This is a genomic window from Pseudomonas sp. LBUM1672 (assembly GCF_059695655.1).
Map to the genome: position 1 here is coordinate 4,808,191 of NZ_CP166781.1, position 22,522 is coordinate 4,830,712.

At 57.2% G+C, this 22,522-nt stretch carries 22 protein-coding genes; 15 read left to right on the forward strand and 7 right to left on the reverse strand.

Translation table 11 applies throughout. The annotated features are described in order from the left end of the window. Window positions 1-144: 144 nt before the first annotated feature. The 5 genes from ACA053_RS21910 to ACA053_RS21930 all read left to right on the forward strand — a co-directional run bounded on the left by ACA053_RS21910 (window position 145) and on the right by ACA053_RS21930 (window position 8,807). The gene (locus ACA053_RS21910; protein ID WP_497393683.1) at window positions 145-1,572 is read left to right on the forward strand and encodes an ATP-binding protein; all 1,428 of its coding nucleotides are present in this window, start codon (window positions 145-147) and stop codon (window positions 1,570-1,572) included. Beyond that, on the forward strand, window positions 1,573-4,263 hold the full coding sequence (locus tag ACA053_RS21915; protein WP_497393684.1) for a Z1 domain-containing protein: 2,691 nt from the start codon (window positions 1,573-1,575) through the stop codon (window positions 4,261-4,263). Further along, window positions 4,253-5,236 carry a PD-(D/E)XK motif protein gene (locus tag ACA053_RS21920; protein WP_497393685.1) on the forward strand — a complete coding sequence of 328 codons (984 nt, stop codon included), beginning with the start codon at window positions 4,253-4,255 and terminating at the stop codon, window positions 5,234-5,236. Before ACA053_RS21915 ends, ACA053_RS21920 begins: the two co-directional genes overlap by 11 nt. Further along, window positions 5,233-7,308, forward strand: a complete 2,076-nt coding sequence (locus tag ACA053_RS21925; protein ID WP_497393686.1) for an AIPR family protein — start codon at window positions 5,233-5,235, stop codon at window positions 7,306-7,308. The genes ACA053_RS21920 and ACA053_RS21925 overlap by 4 nt, the downstream gene beginning before the upstream one ends. Window positions 7,309-7,820: 512 nt before the next feature. Beyond that, the gene (locus ACA053_RS21930; protein ID WP_497393687.1) at window positions 7,821-8,807 is read left to right on the forward strand and encodes a hypothetical protein; all 987 of its coding nucleotides are present in this window, start codon (window positions 7,821-7,823) and stop codon (window positions 8,805-8,807) included. A 20-nt stretch (window positions 8,808-8,827) separates the two neighbouring features. Here the strand turns inward: ACA053_RS21930 and ACA053_RS21935 are convergent, their stop codons facing one another. Genes ACA053_RS21935 through ACA053_RS21945 form a run of 3 tightly spaced genes read right to left on the reverse strand, consistent with a single transcriptional unit; the run spans window position 8,828 to window position 10,763 of the window. Next, window positions 8,828-9,523 (reverse strand): DUF6933 domain-containing protein, encoded by a 696-nt coding sequence (locus ACA053_RS21935; RefSeq protein ID WP_497393688.1) that lies wholly within the window; start codon window positions 9,521-9,523, stop codon window positions 8,828-8,830. A gap of 30 nt (window positions 9,524-9,553) precedes the next feature. Further along, entirely contained in the window at window positions 9,554-9,904 is a 351-nt protein-coding gene (locus ACA053_RS21940; RefSeq protein WP_109634127.1) for a hypothetical protein, read from the reverse strand. 43 nt (window positions 9,905-9,947) lie between these two features. Next, entirely contained in the window at window positions 9,948-10,763 is an 816-nt protein-coding gene (locus ACA053_RS21945) for a sulfite exporter TauE/SafE family protein (protein WP_497393689.1), read from the reverse strand. 112 nt (window positions 10,764-10,875) lie between these two features. On the opposite strand from ACA053_RS21945, the gene ACA053_RS21950 reads away from it, so the two are divergent. The 3 genes from ACA053_RS21950 (at window position 10,876) to ACA053_RS21960 (ending at window position 12,338) form a co-directional block, all read left to right on the forward strand. After that, a complete protein-coding gene (locus tag ACA053_RS21950) occupies window positions 10,876-11,643 on the forward strand; it encodes an AraC family transcriptional regulator (RefSeq protein ID WP_497393690.1) in 768 nt (255 codons plus the stop codon). 93 nt (window positions 11,644-11,736) lie between these two features. Beyond that, the gene (locus tag ACA053_RS21955) at window positions 11,737-12,054 is read left to right on the forward strand and encodes a helix-turn-helix domain-containing protein (RefSeq protein ID WP_109634132.1); all 318 of its coding nucleotides are present in this window, start codon (window positions 11,737-11,739) and stop codon (window positions 12,052-12,054) included. Between the two features lie 11 nt (window positions 12,055-12,065). Continuing rightward, on the forward strand, window positions 12,066-12,338 hold the full coding sequence (locus ACA053_RS21960) for an XRE family transcriptional regulator (RefSeq protein WP_497393691.1): 273 nt from the start codon (window positions 12,066-12,068) through the stop codon (window positions 12,336-12,338). On the opposite strand, the gene ACA053_RS21965 is transcribed toward ACA053_RS21960, so the two are convergent. Beyond that, window positions 12,326-13,384, reverse strand: coding sequence for an MBL fold metallo-hydrolase (locus ACA053_RS21965; protein ID WP_497393692.1), 1,059 nt, complete (start codon window positions 13,382-13,384; stop codon window positions 12,326-12,328). The two genes, ACA053_RS21960 and ACA053_RS21965, sit on opposite strands and share 13 nt — an antisense overlap. 214 nt (window positions 13,385-13,598) lie before the next feature. On the opposite strand from ACA053_RS21965, the gene ACA053_RS21970 reads away from it, so the two are divergent. Together ACA053_RS21970 and ACA053_RS21975 are read left to right on the forward strand one after the other, a co-directional pair. Then, window positions 13,599-14,207 (forward strand): TetR/AcrR family transcriptional regulator, encoded by a 609-nt coding sequence (locus ACA053_RS21970; RefSeq protein WP_497393694.1) that lies wholly within the window; start codon window positions 13,599-13,601, stop codon window positions 14,205-14,207. Between the two features lie 139 nt (window positions 14,208-14,346). After that, window positions 14,347-14,883 carry a DUF1003 domain-containing protein gene (locus tag ACA053_RS21975; protein WP_497393695.1) on the forward strand — a complete coding sequence of 179 codons (537 nt, stop codon included), beginning with the start codon at window positions 14,347-14,349 and terminating at the stop codon, window positions 14,881-14,883. Between the two features lie 7 nt (window positions 14,884-14,890). Here ACA053_RS21975 and ACA053_RS21980 read toward each other — a convergent pair whose 3' ends face one another. Continuing rightward, complete coding sequence (locus ACA053_RS21980) at window positions 14,891-15,832, reverse strand: LysR family transcriptional regulator (RefSeq protein ID WP_497393696.1); 942 nt, start codon at window positions 15,830-15,832, stop codon at window positions 14,891-14,893. Window positions 15,833-15,847: 15 nt separating this feature from the next. Between ACA053_RS21980 and ACA053_RS21985 the strand changes: the two genes are divergently transcribed. Next, the gene (locus ACA053_RS21985; protein ID WP_497313121.1) at window positions 15,848-16,555 is read left to right on the forward strand and encodes a CTP synthase C-terminal region-related (seleno)protein; all 708 of its coding nucleotides are present in this window, start codon (window positions 15,848-15,850) and stop codon (window positions 16,553-16,555) included. Beyond that, complete coding sequence (locus ACA053_RS21990; RefSeq protein ID WP_497393698.1) at window positions 16,552-16,875, forward strand: antibiotic biosynthesis monooxygenase family protein; 324 nt, start codon at window positions 16,552-16,554, stop codon at window positions 16,873-16,875. Before ACA053_RS21985 ends, ACA053_RS21990 begins: the two co-directional genes overlap by 4 nt. A gap of 127 nt (window positions 16,876-17,002) precedes the next feature. Here the strand turns inward: ACA053_RS21990 and ACA053_RS21995 are convergent, their stop codons facing one another. After that, entirely contained in the window at window positions 17,003-17,329 is a 327-nt protein-coding gene (locus tag ACA053_RS21995; protein ID WP_109634146.1) for a DUF2025 family protein, read from the reverse strand. A 235-nt stretch (window positions 17,330-17,564) separates the two neighbouring features. Between ACA053_RS21995 and ACA053_RS22000 the strand changes: the two genes are divergently transcribed. Continuing rightward, a complete protein-coding gene (locus ACA053_RS22000; protein WP_497393699.1) occupies window positions 17,565-18,692 on the forward strand; it encodes a glycerophosphodiester phosphodiesterase in 1,128 nt (375 codons plus the stop codon). A 233-nt stretch (window positions 18,693-18,925) separates the two neighbouring features. After that, window positions 18,926-19,231 (forward strand): PepSY domain-containing protein, encoded by a 306-nt coding sequence (locus ACA053_RS22005; protein ID WP_010457288.1) that lies wholly within the window; start codon window positions 18,926-18,928, stop codon window positions 19,229-19,231. A gap of 158 nt (window positions 19,232-19,389) precedes the next feature. On the opposite strand, the gene ACA053_RS22010 is transcribed toward ACA053_RS22005, so the two are convergent. Beyond that, window positions 19,390-21,012: a methyl-accepting chemotaxis protein gene (locus ACA053_RS22010; RefSeq protein WP_497393700.1), complete on the reverse strand. Its 1,623-nt coding sequence runs from the start codon at window positions 21,010-21,012 to the stop codon at window positions 19,390-19,392. A gap of 422 nt (window positions 21,013-21,434) precedes the next feature. Between ACA053_RS22010 and ACA053_RS22015 the strand changes: the two genes are divergently transcribed. Continuing rightward, a complete protein-coding gene (locus ACA053_RS22015) occupies window positions 21,435-22,457 on the forward strand; it encodes a transporter (RefSeq protein WP_109634152.1) in 1,023 nt (340 codons plus the stop codon). The last annotated feature ends 65 nt before the right edge of the window (window positions 22,458-22,522 follow it).

The following is a 22,522-nucleotide window of genomic DNA, read 5'->3' on the forward strand; positions in this document are numbered from 1 at the left end:
CGACAACAGCCGAATTTCAGATCCGCTCGGGCTGGTCGAAGACAAAAAATCTTTAAGCAGGGGGGATTTTCCCCAGCGCCTTGTGGCGATTTGAGTGGGGGATATATGAGGCACGTAAATAATCCTCCTGACGCGTCTGCGCTGATGACGTCGGCGCGTAGTTTTGGGAATTACGACCTGTCGAGTGCACTTGCCGATCTTCTCGACAATAGCATCAAGGCGAGAGCCCACAGCATCGATATCAAATGCATCCGGAAGGATGATGGGCCCGAGGTCAGGATTCTGGACGATGGATTAGGAATGACGGCGGTCGAACTTCTCCGGGCGATGAAACCCGCCAGCACCAATCCCAATGAGGAACGGGATCCTGATGACCTCGGCCGTTTCGGGTGGGGCATGAAGTCGGCCTCACTTTCACAATGCCGGCACTTGACCGTCATCACGAGACAGAATGGCGCTCTGTCCGGCGCGTCTTGGAATCTGGATGATATTGCCGACTGGAAAATGGGGATTCTAGAGCCCGATGAGATCGCAGCTCAGGCCGATCAGCGGCTGTTTGAGCGCGACGGGACGGAGATTATCTGGAGCATATGCGATCGCCTGTCCGAATATGGCCAAGTTGGCGGCAAAGGCTTCAATGATCTAGTCGCGCATGCCCAAAAGCAGCTGTCGCTCATCTTCCATCGTTATTTGGGAGGCGAGGAAGGTCTTCGGAAACTCAGAATCAGTTTCAATGGTAGCGCGCTGAAGCCGACAGATCCTTTCCTGCGCAACCATGATGCGACGCAGGCCCAGCCGAAGGAAACGCTTAACCTCGACGGCCAGCCTATTGAGGTGCAGGCCTTCATCCTACCGCACTATTCGAAGTTAACTGCGGGCGAGCACGATCAGCTCAGCGGTGAAGAAGGTTTCGTTCGCAATCAAGGCTTCTATGTCTATCGGCAGCACCGGCTCATCATACACGGGACTTGGTTTCGACTGGTGAGGCACGGCGAGTTGTCGCAACTTGTCCGGATCGCCGTCAACATCCCCAACGCCCTCGATGCGATATGGAAGATTACGCTCGACAAGGCTGACGCACAGCTCCCCTCGGGGCTCAAGAGCCGTTTGAAGGACATCATCGGCGGACTCAAGAGAAGATCGGGAAAGGTATTTCAGTCCCGCGGCGGGCGAATCCGCGAAGGAGCCGGGAAAACGTCGGTCTGGGCGAAATACGTGCGAAACGGTGAGGTTCGCTATTATGTCAACCGCGAGCATCCGCTGATCGCCGGTATGCTAGAGGACGAGGATAGAGACAGAGCCAAAGCCTTTGCGGCAGCGCTCGGAATCATCGAGGACTGCTTCCCAATTGTAAGCATCGGCGAGGATTATTTGTCTCGCCCGGAAATGATGAATCAGGGCGTACTAGACAAGGACAGATTTCTCGACAAACTCGACACAGCGCTCCCCTCACTACTGCTCCACTCAGGCGGCGACATGAAAGCGCTGCGTGATCTTCTTGCATCAACTGAACCGTGGGCTAGTCAAGCCGACCTCGTCGTAAAACACCTCAAGGACAAAAGGTGGTCGTAAATGTTTGATAGCGAACTTGCGTATTTCCGCTCGATTATCGCCAAGCAATATGGCGAAGACATTACCCAAGGACAAGGGTTACCCGAAGGTGCAATCACTTCAATCGTTCGCGATGGACCGTTTCAGCACCTTGATGAACCAGCCATCAATGCGATTATCCGCGAACTGGAAGCGAGCTTTACGGTTACCCAGAAGCGGGGGGCGGTTATTACCAAGGGTCACCGGCCTTGGCTGGCAACAACGCGGCCGGGACTTGATTTCTATTACTGGAACCGCCTACGCAAATACTATCTAGAGACGGGAATTCTCCCGTCGCCAGTACTGGCTACCCTCGACTCCGACACGGATGAAATTCTCGACCAATGCGGCAATCCGAAAGACGAATTTTATGGCGCAGTTCGCGGCATGGTCATGGGAAATGTCCAGTCGGGCAAGACCACCAACTACTCTGCTCTGATCTGCAAGGCAGCCGACGCGGGCTACCGTGTAATCATTCTACTTGCAGGGATAACCAACTCGCTGCGTGCCCAGACGCAGGAGCGAATTGACGAGACATTCATTGGCAAGGTCTCGATGTTTGGCGCGGCTGCACAGCAGTCGCTGCCGATCCAGAATTATGCAGCGACGCGGCGAATCCCCTCCTACGGCACAACTCGGGTAGCCGATTTCTCGAGCGGCACGGATGGAATATATTTCGGCCTGTCAGGTCATCAGGAGCCGATGATCTTTATAACCAAAAAAAACAAATCCATCCTTGAACGTCTCGCACACTGGATCGAGAAACAGGGAGAGACCGGCGGCTATGATCTGCCACTTCTGCTGATCGACGACGAAGCCGACAATGCGTCGATCAACACGGCCAGTGACCCCAAGCGGACTACCGCCATCAACGGAGTCATTCGACAGATTCTGTCGCGATTTCCGCGCTCGGCATATATCGGCTATACCGCTACACCGTTTGCCAACATCTTCATCGACCCGGAAACGACGGAGGAAATGGAGACGGATGACCTTTTTCCCGGAAACTTTATCAAGGCGCTCGATCCGCCTACCAATTATGTAGGTTCACATCGAATTTTCCGCGAGGGCGGTGACTTACGTCCGAGCATGGTCAAGGTCATCGATGACTATCGAGCGCTGCTGCCGCTGAGGCACAGAAGCGGAGACAATGTTGCCGACATACCGGAAAGTCTGCGCCACGCGATCCGTGTATTTTGCATTACAAGGGCCATAAGGGTATTCCAAGATAAGGGCAAAACCCACTGTTCGATGATGATCAACGTCAGCCGATTCAATGCCATCCAGGACAAGATTCTCGGACTCGTTTACGAATATCTGACGGAGATCAAGGACGCGATCTCGGTCCATGCATCGCTGCCGCTTGACGAGATCAACGATGACATCATGGATGATCTCGAAAACAGTTTCACGGTCGAGTTCGGTAACACTGGGCTCAACTGGCACGATCTGCTTGAAGTCCTCAATGAGGGTGTCCAGTCCATCGCAGTCCGCACCGTCAATATGCGGGGTGGCAAGCTCGATTATTCATTGCGCAAATCAGAAGGTCTTCATGTTATCGCCATCGGCGGGCTAGCGCTTTCGCGCGGCCTAACGCTCGAAGGTCTGACGGTATCCTATCTCCTGCGGAACGCTACTGCGAGCGATACCCTTATGCAGATGGCGCGCTGGTTCGGCTACCGACCGGGGTATGAGGAATATTGCCGCCTCTATCTGCCGCAGGTTTCCTTCGACCATTACGAATTTGTGGACGAGGCGACCGAAGAATTGAGAAGCGAGATCAAACGCATGCAGGCCGCACGCCGCACGCCGCGCGATTTCGGCCTTAAAGTCCGGCAGAGCCCGCTCGCCATCCGGGTAACTGCGGCAAACAAGATGCGGACGGCTGAGAAGCTCAAAATCGCTCAGGACTATTCCGCGCGTCACATCGAGGGTTTCGCGCTTCCAAATGATCCTGTCATCGGAAAGGCACATCGCAACGCGGTTGAACAATTTCTCATCGCACTAGGAAACCCCGCTGAAACACACAAGGGCTACATTCGCTGGGCCGCAGGCGGTCGCGACGTACTCGGTCTCATGCGCGAATTCCAGTTCGTGGATCATCCCGATCTCTCGGTGATTTCCGACACATCCCTTCTCGGGGACTATGTTCAGGACCGCGTCAAGGATGAACTCGAAAAATGGGATGTAGTACTTCCTATGCGCCAGTCGGGCGACTCTATTCCATTTGCTGGTCAGAAGGTCAATCTGAGGTCTCGGGATCAAGGAACAGTTCAGAAGGGTGCCTATCGAGTATATGGCAGCAAGAACCGCGTCGCCGATCCCGGGGACGCGCAGATCGGCCTGTCCGACACACAAAAGGCGGCGGCGGATGCTGCCTTCCGGGCTGAAAACTACAAGAAGGAACGCGCCGCCTGCTCTGTACGTGAGCGACCGATGATGTTGGTGCATGTGTTCAGTGCGAACCTACGCGACGATCGAGACGAGTGTGACGACGATCTCAAACTTGACAATCCCATCGTCACGCTTTCCTTCTGCATGCCCGAGACCTGTAAACCCGCCAAAGAGAGAACCTACCAAGTGAATGCTGTCTATCGACAGCAACTTGAGCACTTTGCCGCTGAAGAAGACGATGACTCCGAAGCGATGATGGAGGCTCAGGATGCTGAGTGAATGGAAAGCGATCGTCCCGCCAACTGATCCAGGCTTCTACAACATTCGACTTGCAGACAGCAGCCATCCTCTCGATTTCAGGATCGGCCGCGACTTTCAGGGATGTTTTGTCTTCCAGCTCGATGTCGAGTTCGCGGAGCCCGGGGGGCTTGACCTGCCGAAGATGTCGGCAGTGACCTGCGAGGTCCATACGGTGGCCGCTGGGCGTTCAAGATTAGTGCTGAGCCTGAGTGATGCTGTCGATTTCCGAAATTTCGCCCTTATGTGCAAGAGCCTCATGCTTGCGACCGAAAAGCTTGCACCAACACAGTCCGGAAAGGGGCTGCTGCAAGCCATCAAGGAGGTCCACCGTTGGCAGGAGATGCTACGCCGTAGGGCCGACTGCCTACTGTCAAAAGGCGAGCGGATTGGCCTAGTCGGTGAACTGCTGTTTCTGCGAGATGTTCTTGGTGACCGCATCGGCTGGAATACCGCCATCACATGCTGGAATGGCCCTAGCGGTCATGAGCAGGATTTTGTGATCGCCGGCACCATCTTTGAAGTCAAGACGCAGGTGGCGACCGCCGACCGGCGAATCCGGATTTCTTCCGAAGATCAACTCGATCCAGTTCAGGGACGGATCCTGCTCTGCAATCAGGGCATCGCCCCGCTGCCATCCGCCGCCCCAGCGGCTAGGACTCTCAATGCTCTTGTTTCAGAGATTAGAGACGCCTTTGCCGAGGCTGGCGCAGGCGCATTGGAACTCTTTGAGATAGCTCTACTGGAAGCGGGATATCAGGAGCAGCCGGAATATAACGAGGAAAGCTGGATTCTCGTTGAGCGAATTTTCTATGAGGTGTCCAATGAGTTTCCTCGTATCGAGCGCAGCGATCTCCGCCCCGGAGTAGAGATGGTTAACTACAGCATTCGCGTGAGCGACTGCGCTCCCTTCATCATCAGCCAAGATGATGCCTTCGAGGGAATCGAAGTATGAGCGAGTCGCAGCAAGCATTCGATGCCCTAAGAGAGGATATTCTTCTAGAAGCGGAGGCACGGGGCGTCTTCCAGCAAGAGGCTTTTTTCGAGCTCTATGCCGCAGCAGCGTCAGACAACGGTGACACCATCGACTTGGAGTACACTCACAGTCACAAGGAAGGTGGACGGCGGCCATACAGAATCGACGGTTACGGGCTGGATACCGATCGCGGAACGCTTTATCTCGCCGTCTGCGATTACCGGGACGGAACGGACCTGGAACCGCTACATAATGACCGCCTGACCTCAGCGTTCAAGCAAGCCACCGCCTTCTTCGAGAACGCCTGTTCATCGGAGTTTATCAATTCAATTGAAGAAACAAGCCCAGCGTTTGCTGCGGCCTATCCCATCTACTCAGCATGTGATCTCATCAAGAGAGTTCGCATAATCCTTTTTTCCAACGCCCGTCTGGCGACCAAACGTCCGCCGCAGCTGGACGAGCAAGTAGGCGGACTGCCTATTGTTTATAGCGTGCTTGACGCGATTCGCTATTTCGAAATCCAAAAAAGCTTTCGAATTCCAGAGTCTATCGAAGTCAATGTCGCAGACATTGCCGGAGCGCCTATCGCCTGCCTCAAGGCCTCGACAAACACCGAGGAACATCAATCCTACCTTCTTGCCATTCCAGGCCCAGTGCTTGCTGAAATCTACGGTCTTTACGGAGCGCGACTGCTCGAACAGAACGTCCGGACCTATCTCCAGGCTAAAACGAAGGTGAACAAGGGTATTCTGGATACGATTAAGAAAGCACCGGAGATGTTCTTTGCTTACAACAATGGCCTAACCGCCACCGCATCGGCGGTTAAGCTCGAGACACTCGAAGACGGGCAGCTAGGAATCGCAGCTATTCATAACCTTCAAATCGTGAATGGCGGCCAGACGACGGCGTCTATCCTATACGCAAAGGATGTCGCAAATTCACCGCTCGAGCGTGTCCATGTGCAAATGAAGCTCTCAGTAGTTCCACCTGCCCATATCGAGCAGGTAGTACCAAAAATTTCGCGGTACGCCAACACTCAGAATCGTATATCAGAGGCAGACTTCTTCTCGAGCCATCCGTTCCATCTGCAAATGGAGCGTTACTCCCGGATTTTGACCGCACCGCCTCAAAACGGCGCGATGACTGGCGACAAATGGTTCTATGAGCGCGCGCGCGGGCAGTACCGTGACGGCATGGCGTACGCCTCCGTGGCAGGAAAGAGAAAATATCAGCTGGAGTATCCAAGGGATAAACTTATCGAAAAGACCGACCTTGCGAAATATGTCCTGAGTTTTGAAAAGAAGCCTTACATTGTATCCAGAGGAGCACAAAAAGCGTTCATGGCCTTCGCTGATCAAACCGCGAAGGCATGGAAGTCCGCGCCTACCCAATTTAACGAAATTTGGTATAGAAATGCTTGCGCGATGGGGCTGATATTCCGCTGGACCGACAAACATGTTGCTGGCTCCGACTGGTACAAAGATGACCGCGGCTATAAATCCCAGACAGTTGCCTACACACTTTCTTGGATCACCGAGGAGATCGATCACCGAGGAAAGGCAAGCCTAAACTGGGGGCAAATCTGGAATACTCAATCCGTCCCAGAGGAACTTCAAGAGCTTATCGCCTCTCTTGCCCCACAGGTTGCTGCCGCTTTCAGAAGTACTTCTGCAAATGTTCGGGACGTCGGTGAGTACTGCAAAATGGAGCTTTGCTGGCAAAATATCAAGGCTGCAGAGTTTAACGTTCGATTCGTACCTGATCATCTGGTGCTCGACGCAAATGAGATGACACAAGAGAAAAAGGAAGCCACGTCGTCTGCAAGGATCGATCGTGAAATCGACTTCGACGTGCTCCTTCACATGCTCGTGCCCAAGGCCGAAATTATACGGCGAACTGCCGAGCAGCGTAGATTTCTGTCGCCAAAGGCTGACAGGGCCCTTCAGAAGCTCGGATCAGGAAACATCAACTTGGCGAGGCCGGAGAAGAACGCAGTTAAGCTGCTTGTGAAGCGAATGGCGGAAGAAGGGATGCCAGTCGAAGATATGTAGGATAGCCAAAGCTAAAGTATCCTGCCGAGCAGGAGGCTTGGCTTCTGCGCTTGTTGAACAATGGTCGCGAATAACCTCCTGCAATTCTCACCAATGCAACCTGCCGCAAGAGAATGAGGAAACACATTACCGCCCGGCAGCACCACGGCCGCTTTCGACTCCAAAGCTCCAGGCCCCCTGCAATCGATGCACCAATGTGCCGTTCGCTTGACAGCCCGATATAAGATGAAAGGCCGACCAGCCAGACTCTCCGTATGCCGAGTAGTTATTACTGTAAGCGTCCGGCGAACTCACCTATCCGAACTCAGCTACAAAGGCGGGACCGCACAAACTCCACTCACCAAAGGGATTTGTTGCTGTGGGGATGGTGCCGGAATCCAGGATTGGGTTGATGCTGCCAATCTCGAGCAGGCTCACTCCCACAGATTCCGCATCAACCTGAAAACATTCAGTGCAACCCGCCCCGCCTCCCGCTATTAATACCCTTCCCCACTCAAGGACCCGAGCCCACCATGAAATTCGACCTCGCCTACTGCCTCAGCCTCGACGACAAGCTGTCGATCTATGACGTGCGCGATCTCAATTTCGACGAAACCATGGAGTTCGACTCCGCCAAGGAACACTTCCAATGCCCCAACGACGCCTGTCGTTTGGCCTTCGATGCGGCGAATGTACTGACGACGTTCAACGCCAAAAACGTGAATTACGTTCGCACCCCGCACTTCAAGAACACGCCCAGCACCCGGCATGTGGCGGATTGTCCTTATGTCAGTCTCAAGGCGTCGGCGTCAGGTGTGGATGCGGACGGTGGGGAAACGGATGACAGTCGCGAGGAGCATTTCCCGTCGGAGTTGTTGCTGACTCGGCGTGAGTATGTGCGTAAGCCGTCGAACCCTGCGGTGGCGGCGGATGGGGTGCGGGACGATCCGAAGCCAACCACTGCGGCTAGCAACACAGAACACCCGAGCCATGAATCGGCGCCGGACAAGACCAGTGTCTTCGCTCATCCGGTGGAGTGCTTCGTGTCGAACTTCGAGGACAAGGACCTGCTCAAGCGCATGCCGCTGAAGATTGGCGAGCACACGGCGCCTTATGGGTCGTTCTTCAAGAAGATCGAATACCTGACGGACAACAAGGGGCTGATTTACTGGGGCAAGATCAAGGAGATCAAGGATTACACCCAGAGCTTTCGCATCGATTTCGAGCAGAAGGTCTGGTTCAAGCAAGCGGACGAGGCGAAGAAGAAGCCTTATTCAGTCAATGTTTACCTGAGCAAGAAGCTGATCGAGAACTACCGCAAACGCAAAGCGTTTCTGGAAGAGATCAAGCATGCCATCGACAGTGAAGCGCAGTTGTATTGCTTCTTTTATGGCGTGACGCCGGAGTTGAAGCAGGTGCCGAGCAAGAAAAACCCCGAGCAGACGTTCGGGGTGTTCAGTGCGAATATCGAGAACCTGGATCACTTTATTATTCGTGAGGCGCCGGGACTCAAGGGTTAAAAGACAGGATCACGAACGGCTCATTGCGCTTCGAGATTAAGCTGCCTTTCAAACGCCCGTATCTCACGCTTCACTTCCTTGCGCCTTTCACGGGCAGCCTGAATCGCAGACTCATCCAAGCCTCCATAACGTCGCAACCAATGAACGATCATTTCCTCATCGGGGAAGTAATAGTCCTTGTGCCCTTTGCTACCTCTCGGGGTGTCATTCATATCGCCATCGAAGCGCGCGGCCGAGAACTCGTCCGAGGGCAACGTACCCCATTCGGCGGCACAGTCCTCAAACACCCAGGCGATTTCATTGAGGTGTTTTTGCGCACCACGATGACCGCGTTTGTAAAACACGTACTCCCCGCAACTCTTCACAAAACGCTCCATCATCGGCTCGTCATCGATCCAGCGAAGGATGTCGTGATGCCCCGCATGGCGCATCAGCCCGTTTATCCAACGCTCGGCAAAACGATGAACAAAACCGTCGACATCCGCTTTTTTCGCGTCCGCGAAAATCATGCAATAACGGGCTTGCACATGGATGACGAACAACACGTGTTTGCGTTGGACGGTGATGGCGTGGACCAGCCATTGTTCGGCGGATTCGAGTGGCTCATCGTCCTCGATAACGGGCGACGGCGGTTTCTGCACAGGCGTGATTGTTTTGCCCTTGTGGACACGACTAAAAAATTTGCTGGCCGCTTCGGTGCAATTGAAGATCAACATCCTGGCTCTCTGGTCAATGTTTGAAAAATGCTATGAGTCTGTAGCCCATTCGATCTCATAAGGCTGGCGAACAGCGTCAGAAATTCGCTGCCGTAATTCCTCGCTCAGAACTGACAATTCCTCATCGCTGAGCAGGTCATACGCAACCATCAACATTAAGGATAACCAGACGTCTGAGCGTCGACCCGTGTTGAATGCGCTCGCCAAATCCTTGTCCCGACTTCGCATCAGGCGATAGAGCGTACGGTATCGCGCATGAGCTGATAAAGATTCGTTTTGAGTGATGGTCTGAGCATCAGCAAGTACGCCTTGGCAGAAGCGGTCCAGCGCCAGTTCGTGGAGTTCCTGGTACTTCTTCCAGTCACTGTCGGATATCGACATGGCATCCTCCTTTACTAGATATGAGCGATGCCGCGCAGCGGACTTAACGTACCGTCATGCTCAGCATCACGATTATCAACAATCCAATATAGACCCTGGCGTGTAACTGATCCGGAATCCGTCCGATCCAAGGCGTAGCCAATCGAATCCCCACCAACGCCCCCATCGTCAACACCGCAAACGCCAGCAGATCCACATAGCCGATAAACCACGGTCCCAGATCAGACGCGATGACCCCCGCCATCGCCATGTAAGTCAGCGTCCCGGCCAACGCCACCGGCAGGCTTAACGGATTAGCCATGGACGTCGCCTGACTCATGCTCAACCCGCACCGTCGCAACAACGGCACGGTCATGACACTCCCGCCCACGCCAAGAAACGTCGCGATCGCGCCGATTCCTACGCCACCACCCGACACTTCCGCCCTCCCCAATCGTCGTGGGATTGCGGTGTCGGACGCTGTCAGAAAACCACGTCTGAACAGGCAGTCCACGATGGTCACGCCCAGGTACGCGATGAAGGCATAACGAATCACCTCGCCACTCACCCACATCGCGGCGACTGCTCCGACGATTGCGCCCAGGCCGATGAACCCGCCCAGCGGCCACAGATAATGACGAATGAGATTGCCGGCGCGACGGTGTTTGCCGGTGGCGATCAGTGCGTTGACGATCATCACGCAGGTCGAGGTCGCCACGGCAATGTGCATCGCCGATTGACCGATAGGATCGTCGGGGCCGTGGCTGGCGGTGAGCATGCGGTAAAGCAATGGCACCACAACGAAGCCTCCGCCAAAACCGAATAGCACCGCCGTGACACCCGTCATGCAGCCGAAAAATGCCAATAAGAGATAAAACATCACGCGTCGTCCGTTGATTGAGAGCGGTCGACAATAGAGCGATGCGCCTTGGCCTGCTTCAGCAAGTCAGCCAATAATGTTCGCGTTTACGCCAACTGTTGGAAGCCGCTCAATGCGCAATGTTTCGATCAATTTGCTGGATGACACACCGCGCGCAGTGGTGGCGATCGGTACGGATTATTCCCACGGCCATGTGTTGCCCCGTCATACGCATCGGCGGGCTCAACTCCTGTATGGCGCCACGGGGGTGATGCAGGTCAGTACGCACGACGGCAACTGGGTCGTGCCGCCGCAGCGGGCGGTGTGGATTCCAGCGAGGGTGGCGCATGAGGTGTTGATGCTGGGGGTGAGCACGCGCAGTTTGTACATTGAACCTGGTGCGGTTGATCTGGGGCCGCGTTGCCAGGTGATCAGTGTGTCGCCGTTGATGCGGCATTTGTTGATGGAGGCGGTGGAGATCCCGCTGGCGTACGACGAGGCCGGACGCGATGGCGCACTGATCGATTTGTTGCTGCATGAACTGGCGCGCAGTGCTCACTTGCCGTTGCACATTCCGTTACCGGTCGATGCGCGGTTGTTGGGGTTGTGCCAAGGCTTTTTGCAGCGGCCCGATGCGCATCAATCGCCGCAGCAATGGGCCGATCAATTGCACATCAGCCTGCGCACGCTTAACCGGCTATTCCGCCAACAAACGGGGTTGAGTTTCAGCCAATGGCGCCAGCGGGCTTGCGTGGTGCTGGCCTTGGCACGACTGGCTGCGGGCGACCCGGTGACGCGTATTGCGCTGGATTTCGGTTATGACAGCCCGGCGGCATTCTCGACCATGTTTCGCCGCGTATTGGGGCAGGCACCGTCCGTCTGGATGGAGGGCGCGACATAGCAAAAATCAAAAAATGAGTTTGATCCGGGCGCAAAACAACTGTACAAAACAACAGTACTTTTTGGATTAGCACTCTCGAGCCCGGAGAACACCATGGCCTCTCTTGCGATGAAAATCACCCTGGAACGTATCGCCCTTTTCCAGTTCACCCCATCCCACTGTGCCCAGGCCCGAGCGATGCTGGGTTGGAGCGTGGAAGAGCTCTCGGAGGAATCCGGGGTCTCCGTGGACGCCATTACGCGATTTGAGGCCGAACGCGATGTGCTGGATGTCACCCGGCTGGCGTTGGCGTATCGGTTTGAATCTGAGGGGTTGGTGTTCTTCCCGGGGTTTGCGCCGGGTCGAGGGATGAATGTGAGAGGGTCGACGCCTGATCCGGTGGGTCGGGCGGACTACGCGATGGTTGAGTGAGGTGTCAGCAGATGAATGGAATCAATGAATGCGACAGGCGCGGTAATTCGTCTTCGGGTGATGCCGGTGCGGGGCAGATGAGGGCCAAGGCCGAATACCTCATGAAGATCGGCATGCTGCTCGACACCGGTCAGTTGGGCAAGGCGGAAGCGGCGCAAAGGCTGGGGCTGTCAGCGGGTGAACTGGATGAAATTCTCGACGGGAATGTTCGCGACCTGACGGTGGCGAAGATCGTGGGCCGCTCCATGGCGAGCGGCCCGACGGTAGAGGATCAAGCGTTCTGAGTGGCGACCTGATCGCTTTCATCTTCCAGTCCGGACCACCAGGTATTCCCTCGCTGCGGATACATGACGTTGAACGCCTCGCCCATTTGCGGCGTGGTGATCGACACATTACGTTCCCAGGCCAATGCGAGGATCCGGTCGAAGGGCTCGAACCAGGCGTGCATCGACAAATCGAAGGTGCCGTTGTGAATCGGCAATAACCAGCGCCCTTTGAGGTCGATGTGCGCTTGCAGGGTTTCCTCTGGCTGCATGTGAACGTGCGGCCATTCGACGTTGTAGGCGCCGGTTTCCATGAGGGTCAGGTCGAACGGGCCGTGCTGTTCGCCGATGCGTTTGAAGCCATCGAAATAACCGCTGTCGCCGCTGAAGAAGATGCGCGTGTCGCCGTCGATCATCACCCACGAAGCCCAGAGCGTGCTGTTGCCATCGAACAGGCCGCGCCCGGAAAAGTGCTGCGACGGTGTGGCGATGAACTGCATGCCATCGACTTCCGTGCCCTGCCACCAATCCAGTTGGCGCACTTTGCTGGCATCGACGCCCCACTTGATCAGGGTGTCGCCCACGCCCAGTGGCGTCAGGAAGTACTTGGCCTTGTTCGCCAGTTTGAGCACGGCTTGATAATCGAGGTGGTCGTAGTGGTCGTGCGACAGGATGACCGCTTCAATCGGCGGCAATTCTTCGAGGCTGATTGGCGGCTGGTGGAAACGCTTGGGACCGGCCCATTGCACCGGCGAGGCGCGTTCGGCGAAGACCGGGTCGGTGATCCAGAATTTGTCCCGCAGTTTCAGCAGCACGGTGGAGTGACCGAGGCGATAGACGCTGTGGTTGGGCGCAGCGATCAACGCCGCCTGGGTCAAGGCTTGCACCGGCACGGGCGCTGTCGGACGGGTGTTGCGCGGTTTGTCGAAGATCATCTTCCACATGATGCGCACCATTTTCCGAAAGCCTTCGCGCTGCACCGGCGAATGATTGCGGAAGAGCCCTTCTGCCTGGCGGGAGGCTTCAGGCGTGGAGGCGTTGTCCGTAGAGGAAATTGAGTTGGCCATGAATGAGTAACTCCTGAAAAACCGCACTGAGCGGCATTTCACGGTGGGACGATAAATGGCCAAAGCACGCACGCATCAGCCGGAGATTCTATTCTTCACTGCACAGGATTAACAAAACATTACACTGCACAGTGTAGTTTCAAGGTTGCATCAAAGCGGATCACAAGTAAACTGCCGAGTGTAATTCTTCTCTGCCGACTGCCGAAGCGTACTTATGACAGCTCCACAGCGCCTCACCGACCGAAAACGCGAAGCCATCATCCAGGCGGCGATTGCCGAATTCCGTGCCAACGGTTTCGACATCACCAGCATGGACAAGATTGCCGCCACCGCCGGCGTGTCGAAGCGCACGGTGTACAACCACTTCCCCAGCAAGGAAGAGTTGTTCGCCGAAATCCTCAATCAACTGTGGGCGCGGGTAACGGCCGAACAGGAATCACCCTACCGCCCTGACCTGCCGCTGCGCGATCAAATGCGCCTGATGTTGCAGGCGAAACTGCAGATGATGGGTGATGACAATTTTCTTGATCTGGCACGGGTGGCGATCGCCGCCACCATTCACTCTCCCGAGCGCGCGCAGAACATGGTCGCCCGCATGGGTGAGCGTGAGGAAGGCCTGACCGTGTGGATCCGCGCAGCTCAGGCGGACGGTCGACTGAAACCGGTCGCCCCCGAATTCGCCGCTCAGCAGATTCAGGGAATGCTCAAATCCTTTGCGTTCTGGCCGCAGATTTCCATGGGGCTCCCGGCGTTGTCGGACGAGATGCAGAGCACCGTGGTGGAGTCGGCGCTGGACATGTTCCTGGCTTGTTATCAGCGCTGAATAGAGCTGCAAAAAATGACACGCTCTGCCGATTGATCGATCACGGGTCGCTCTGAATAAAACACGGCAATGTGTTTCAGAATGAAACTGACGCTGGGGCTATAGTGAGCGTCAGTCCCAGCGCCATGCAGAGAGCATCATGACCACCCCGACCCACGAATCCAAACCCACCGTCGCCGTCGATCACCTGCGCTTTCACCGCGCCCACGCTCACTTGGCGCCGACGTTCGGCAACGACAAATTTGCCCTGCGCGCCGAGGCCTTTGCGCGGTTCTTCGGCACGCCGACCTTTCTGGGTGCCCAGACGTTGATCGTGGTGCTCTGGATATGCCTTAACGTCTTTGGCGTGACTCAGTTCGACGTTTATCCGTTCATCCTGCTCAACCTGGCGTTCAGCCTGCAGGCGGCTTATGCCGCGCCCCTGATTCTGCTGGCCCAGACCCGTCAGGCTGCGCGGGACAAAGCCCAGTCCGACGCCGACGCCCTGCACCGCGAATCCATCGCCGTGGCCAACAGCGAACGTCAGGCACAAGCGGCGCAGAACACCGCGCAACTGATGGAGTTGCTTGAGCAGAACACCCGGCTGACGGAAATGACCAAGACCCTGACCGAACGCATTGAAAACCTCACCTCGGAAATGCATCAGCATTTAGTGAAAGATCATCCGAAGGATTAGCACCCGGTCACGGCAATCGAAGCGCCCGCCCCAGCTCATCGAACAACGTCACCACTGAGCGCAACGCGCGGCAGTCCGGACGGGTGAGCAACCAGAGCGCGGTGTCGTAGCCGTGCAACGGGCCGGTCAGCGGTTGCAGTGGGTCACCGATCAGAAAGTCCGGCAACGCCGCGACGCCCAGCCCGGCCCGCACCAATTCGGTCACCGACAGCATGCTGTTGCAGCGATAACCGGGCGTCACGCCGGGCAATTGCTGGCGTCGCCAGGCGACGGTGGGATGGTCGGGAAGAAAGTCATCCGGCGCGATCCAGGTCAGTGAGGCCAGGTCTTCAGGATCGACCGATTTCAGGTACGCCGCGCTGGCACAGACCCGGTAGGAAATGTCCGCCAGACGTCGGCCGACCAGATGTTCGGGCGGTGTGCGGGTGAGGCGCAAGGCGATGTCGGCATCGCGGCGGCTGAGGTTGGCGAAGTCGTTGGACGTGCTCAGCTCAAGGGTCAGCGCCGGGTAGGACGGCATGAACTGCGCCAGCGCCGGCAGCAGCAACCCTTGCAGGACAGAATCCGTACACGTCAGCCGCACCGTGCCGCTGATGACTTCACCGCCCTGCTCCACGCCAATGCGCGCCGCGTCCAACGCTTGTTCCGCGCGCTCGGCTTGCTCGGCCAGGGTCTGCGCGAGCGTGGTCGGCAGGTAACCGGCGCGGCTTTTTTCGAACAGTTGCTGGCCCAGTGCAGCTTCCAGTCGGCGAACGGCGCGAAACACCGTCGAGACGTCGACCTTCAACAACGCCGAGGCCCGGGCCAGAGAGCCGCCGCGCACCAAGGCGAGGATCAGCGCCAGGTCTGGGTAGTCGAGCCGATAGTGCGTCGCTGCATTGATCACTTGGGTTAACGCCAATATTGAGTGCGTGAACGCCAATCTATAGTGGGCGCCAGCAATCAACAAGCGTCGAGATCACTCATGGAAACCAGTGCAATCCGCCTCGCCCTGATCGGTGACTACGACCCACAGGTCACCGCCCACCAAGCCATTCCCGTCGCGCTCGGCATGGCGGCCGAACAGCTGAATCTGGATGTGCAATTTCAGTGGCTGGCAACCGATCACATAAACGCCGCCACCCCTTTACACCACTTCGACGGTTTCTGGTGCGTGCCCGCCAGCCCATACCGCGACATCGACGGCGCGTTGCGGGCGATTCGTTTTGCCCGTGAGCAGCAGCGACCGTTCCTCGGTACCTGCGGCGGGTTTCAACACGCGGTGCTTGAGTTCGCCCGAAACGTGTTGGGTTGGAAAGATGCCGAGCACGGCGAAACCCATCCCGATGCCGCCCGCGCGTTACTCACGCCGCTGGCCTGCTCATTGGTGGAAGCAACGGACAGCATTCATCTGGTTGAAGGTTCGTTGATCGCCAAGGCGTACGAAAGTGCTGAGATCGCTGAGGGATATCGCTGCCGCTATGGCGTGAACCCGCAGTTCGAGCGTGAGTTATTGACTCAACAGCTGTGCGCCGTTGGCCATGACTCGACCGGCGAATTGCGGGCGGTGGAGCTCAAAGGGCATCCGTTCTTCGTCGCCACCCTGTTCCAGCCGGAACGCGCCGCGCTCAAGGGCACACTGCCGCCGCTGGTCCGCGCATTGGTCGAAGCCTGCGAAGGGCAAAAACCATGATGGCCGATACGCCAACAGCGCCGTACTACGCGGTGATTTTTACCTCCCTGCGCACCGACGGCGATCAGGGTTACGCCGAGGCTGCCGAACGGATGGTGGAACTGGCCCGTGAGCAGCCGGGGTTTCTCGGGGTGGAATCGGCTCGGGGCGAGGATGGGCTGGGGATTACTGTTTCCTACTGGGCCAGCGAGGCGGCGATCCTGGCGTGGAAGCATCATCCTGAGCACAGTGAGATTCGTGAGCGGGGGCGGTCTACGTGGTATTCGGCGTGTCATACGCGGGTGTGCAAGGTTGAGCGGGCGTATGGGTTCAAGCAGTAAAGCGATGCAGTGTTCTTTAGGCCGCCATCGCTAGCAGGCTAGCTCCCACAGGGGGATAAGTGTCGTACACAAAACCAATGTGGGAGCTAGCCTGCTAGCGATGAGGCCAGCACAAACACTACAAAACTCAGCCCTGAACAAGACTCCGCACCGCCGCAATCTCCGGCACTTCCCGCCGATTCATGTACACCCGCAACGGCTCGGTCACATTGATCCGGTCATCGATATTCTGATCCAGCAACAACTGAATCAGCTCACGCTTGAGCGTCATGGCCTGCTCCGGCCCCGGCGCCCAGACAAATTCACTGGTGGGAATAATCCCGTCATCCGCCACGTCCATGCCAAACGAATCTTCGCTGAAACGCACGATGTAGTGGCCGGTCTTGCGATTGAGGCCGACGAAGCCTTTGAGTTGGTCGGCGGCCTGGCAGATAAGCTCGGAAGTGATGCGCATATAAACCTCACAAAAGGTCGTTAACGACCGGTGATCGATGGTTTACACGCAAGGCTGGGGAGTCGGATTTCCCTCTGCCGGGGAAACGCCTGGGCCAAGAGTACTGCAAAGAACCGCACAAAAGCGCTGAAAAATTCTGCTTTAAACACGTTTATGTCGGTCTGGCGATAGCGCTCGGGGCGCTCAGTTGTTAAAAGAGACGTCTTTGAAAACTCATCGCGAAAGGACCTCGACCATGCCTGTTACCTTCACCAAAAGCGCCCTTCTGCTGAGCGTGCTGCTCGGCCTCGGCCAGGCACAGGCCGCCAACGAGCCCAGCCCGACTGCCCTGGCGACCCGTTTGGGCATCCCGCATCCGGCAGTGATCGCCCACCGTGGCGCCTCCTTCGATGCACCGGAATCCACCGCCGCCGCCTACAAACTGGCCCGCGACCTGGGCGCCGACTACCTGGAACTGGACCTGCAACGCAGCAAGGACGGCGTGTTGTTCGCCCTGCACGACAACAACCTGCAACGCACCACCGACGTCGCCACGAAATTCCCTGATCGCAAGGACAGCCCGGCCAACGCCTTCACCCTCGCCGAACTGAAAACCCTGGATGCCGGCAGCTGGTTCAACACCGCGTACCCGGATCGCGCGCGCCCGGCCTTCGTCGGCCTGAAAATCCTGACCCTCGATGAAATCATCGACATCGCCCAAGGCAATCCGCTGCACAAGCCCGGCCTGTACATCGAAACCAAAGAGCCGAAACAATTCCCCGGTATCGAAAGTGACCTCAAGGATAAATTGCAGGATCGCGGCTGGCTGAGCCCGGCCGGTTCCAAACTGGCGAAAAGCAATTTGGCCGTCGGCCAGGGCAAAGGCAAAGTCGTGCTGCAAACCTTCGAGAAGAGCAGCCTCGAACTGCTCGAGAAGGAAATGCCACAAGTGCCGAAGGTCCTGCTGTTGTGGGTCGGCGAAGGCAGCATCGAGCCGAAATCCAAAGTGACGTTTGCCGAGTCCGGCGACAAGGACAAAGCGACTTACTACGCCAAGCAGGAGCCGAAAGACAAAGCCGAATTCCAGCAATGGGTCGAGTACGCCAAGGCCCAGGGTGCAATCGGCACCGGTCCTTCGGCCGCGTTGACCAAGGGTGGCGATCAGAGCTATTCGGACCTGGTGAAACCGTGGATGAACCAGTACACCCACGATCAGGGCCTGCTGGTGCACGTCTACACCATCGACGATGCGGTGGATTACCAGAAAGTCATGGACGCCGGCGTCGATGGCGTCTTCACCAACCGCGCCAGTGAGCTGTTGAAGTTCTACAAACGTCCGGCGGCGGGCACCGTTGCGCAATTGCTGCAGAACAACGGCTACTGATCGGTCGCTGACACGGCACCGCGTCGACTTCTTCGCGGGCAAGCCGGATTGCCGCACCACTCGCTCCCACAGGATTTTTGGATGCCGACATTTTTGTGGCAAATCCGGAATCTGTAGGAGCGAGGCTTGCCCGCGAAATCTTCCAAACGACACGGTCATTGGAATTAAGGGTGAATTAAGTTGCCACAGTTAATCTGGACTCACTTAAACAGATCACCCCAAGGAATGAACCCATGAAAACCCTGACTGCCCTGTTCACCGCTGCTGCCCTGACCCTCACTGCTGGCCTGGCTCAAGCTGACGTTCGCGTCGACCAGATCCCTGAGCTGGTCAAGAGCGGCAAGATCAAGCCACTGGAAGAAATGAACCAGGCGGCGCTGAAACTGCACCCGGGTGCGACCATCACCGACACCGACCTGGACAACCACTTCAACAACTACGAGTACGAAGTGGAACTGAAGACCGCTGACGGCAAAGAATTCGACGTGGACTTCGATGCCACCACCGGCAAAGTCCTGAGCGACAAGCAAGACACCTGATACGCGTATAAAACAAAGCCGCACGATCTTCGGATCGTGCGGCTTTTTTGCATGTCGGATTCACCCAGGATTCAGGCGGTCGTGCTGACCAGCGCTCCCGACGTACTGGATTGACTGTGTAACGGCTCGGTAAGCAAACCGGTACATCGTCATTCCCGTCACGCGCTCAGACGCGCAGTGACTTCATTCAACTGCCCCGACAACCCATGCAAATTACGGCCAGCCGCTTCGGTGCGCTGCACGTTGTCCAGATTGGTACTGGCGATGCTGGTGATTTCAGTGAGGTTGCGCGAGATGTCCTCGGCCACCGAGGTCTGCTCTTCGGCGGCGGTGGCGATCTGGCGGTTCATGTCGCGGATGGCTTCCACGGCATGGGTGATCCGCTCCAGCATCGCGCCGGCCTGGGTCACTTGCTCGACGCTTTCTTCACTGCGCGACTGGCCGCTTTCAATCGCCTGAGCCGCGTCCACCGCACCGGTTTGCACGGTCTGGATGATCTGGTTGATTTCGATGATCGACGCCGCCGTGCGCTGGGCCAGGCTGCGCACTTCATCGGCCACCACTGCAAAACCGCGACCGGCTTCACCGGCACGGGCCGCTTCGATTGCCGCGTTGAGCGCCAGCAGGTTGGTTTGTTCGGCGATGCCACGAATCACTTCGAGCACCTTGCCGATACGCCCGCTGTCGGTTTCCAGTTGGCGGATGACCGTGGCGGTATTGGCGATTTCGCCGCGCATTTGGGTGATGGTGTGAATGGTGCCCTGCATGACTTTTTCACCGTGCTGGGCGGACTGGTCGGCATCGTCGGCGGCGCGTGCCGCATCGGCGGCGTGACGGGCGACTTCCTGTGCGGTGGCCGACATTTCGTTCATCGCCGTGGCCACCTGATCGGTACGGTTGAACTGCTCGTTAGTGCCGCTGGCCATGAGGCTGGCGATCGAATTCAGTTCACCGCTGGCGCTGTCCAGGTCCTTGGCGCTGCGCTGCAACCGGTTGAAGGTTTCGGCGAGGAAATCACGCAAGGTGTTGGCCGCGACCGCCAATTTGCCAAGCTCATCCTGACGGGTGCTGGCCACGCGGTCAGCAAACTTGCCCTGGCTGAGTTGCGCGACGTATTCGATCAGTTTACGAATCGGTTCGACCAGGTTGCGGTTGACCAGCCACAGGCTCAACAGTCCGATCAACAGACTCGAGGCGAGCATCACAATGAGCCCCAGCAACACGGTGCGATCGGCTTCGGCGCTGATCTGCTTCGATTGCTCGGTCCCCTGCTTGCGCAATTCGCTGACCAGCTCGGTCATCTGTTCGCTGGCCGCACGGTCCACACCTTTGACCGCAGCGTCGCCTGCCGTTGGGTCGGCGCCGGCCGCCACGTAGGCATCACGGCCCTTCTGGTAGGCAGCGCCCAGCAAACGGTGTTCATCACGCAGGCGTTCGATGCGGGTCTTGAGTTGTGGCTCGATGCCCTTCTGTGCAGCCAGTTCGCCGAGAATACTCTGCACATCGCGCTGACGGTCTTCGAACTGTTTCCAATACTTATCCAGGTCGGCCGGTTGCTTGCCACGCAGCAGGACGTTTTTCCATTCCTGAACCTGCACCTTGAATTGCAGGTTGGCTTCATCGATCAACTGCGAGGTGTGCAACGGACCTTCGATCAGGTTCGCGTAGTTCTGAACACCGTTGGACAGAAAGTGAAAGCAAGCCAGGGCGATCAACAGCATGGCCAGCAGGCTGCCGCTCAACAAGGCGAGGATTTGTGCTCTCAGGGATTTTTGCAGCATCGAGTGATACTCATGACAGGGGGTGAGACACGCGGCAAACACAGCGTGAAAGGTGTCCGGACATCCCTGTCTGAAACTTGGCTCATGGCCGAGGCCGCGCAAAGTAACTTAAGCGGGATCGGCGTGCCAGAGCGGTTCTTGAATCCATTCCGACAACCGGCAACGCAATCGTTTGCGGTTATATTTTCGTCACAAAACCGTCATCCACAGTTGCGATGATGCGGCTCAAGTGAACCCAGCCATAACCCTGACCTGTAGCAGCTGGCGAAGCCTGCGTTCGGCTGCGTAGCAGTCGTGAAATCAGGCACCGCGTTGTGTCAGGCAGAGCGCGTGCTCAGGTTTGACGACTGCTGCGCAGCCGAACGCAGGCTTCGCCAGCTGCTACATAAAGCGACCGACCGCGCCTCCTTCAGCGAGCCCTCATGAATCACAGCATCGACCAAAGCCATCGCGACCCGGACCTGTTCGGTCTGCTCTACGGTTTCAGTTTTCGCCCCGGCGAGCGTGGTCGCGAGATTGATTCGGCCAAGGCGTTGCAATGCCTGCAACAGCCGGACGAGAGTGACGAGTTTCTGTGGCTGCACCTGAACCTCGCGCATGCCGCGTGCGAGCGCTGGATGAAAAGCCATCTGGAGTTGCCGGACGAGTTTTTCGAAGCCTTGCACGAAGGTTCTCGGTCCACGCGCATCGAGCATGTGGATTCGGCGTTGCTGGCGGTGGTCAACGACGTGGTGTTCAACCTCAGCAGCATGGTGTCGTCCGATGTGTCGACGTTGTGGGTCTGTGCCCGCAGTCGCCTGATCATCAGCGCGCGCCTGCAACCGCTGCACTCGGTGGACAAGTTGCGGTCCTCGGTGAAGGCCGGTGAGTGCTTTCGTTCACCGCTGGAATTGCTCGTGCATCTGCTGCGTGATCAGGGCGAAGTGCTGACCCAGATCGTGCGCAAGACCAGCCTGAGTGTCGATCACATCGAAGATGAGTTGTTGTCTTCGCGACTGTCGACCAACCGCGCCGAATTGGGTGCCAATCGCCGGGTGCTGGTGCGTCTGCAACGGTTGTTGGCGCTGGAGCCGGGTTCGTTGTTGCGACTGCTCAACCGGCCGCCGCAATGGTTGCAGAAGGAAGACGTGAAGGAACTGCGCAAGTCCACGGAGGAGTTTGCGCTGATCATCAACGACCTCACGGCGCTCGGTGAGCGGATCAAGTTATTGCAGGAAGAGATCGCGGCCAACCTGAATGAGCAGAGCAACCGCACGCTGTTCACCCTGACCGTGGTCACGGTGCTGGCGCTGCCGATCAACATCATTGCCGGTTTCTTTGGGATGAACGTGGGTGGCGTGCCGCTGGCGGGGGACCCGGAGGGGTTCTGGATTCTGGTGGCGCTGGTCGCGACGTTTACCGTGATTGCGGGGCGTTGGGCGTTTCGTAAGCGCCAGGATTATTGAGCCTTCACCTCCATCCCCTGTAGGAGCGAGGCTTGCCCGCGAAGGCGTTTTACCTGACACACCGC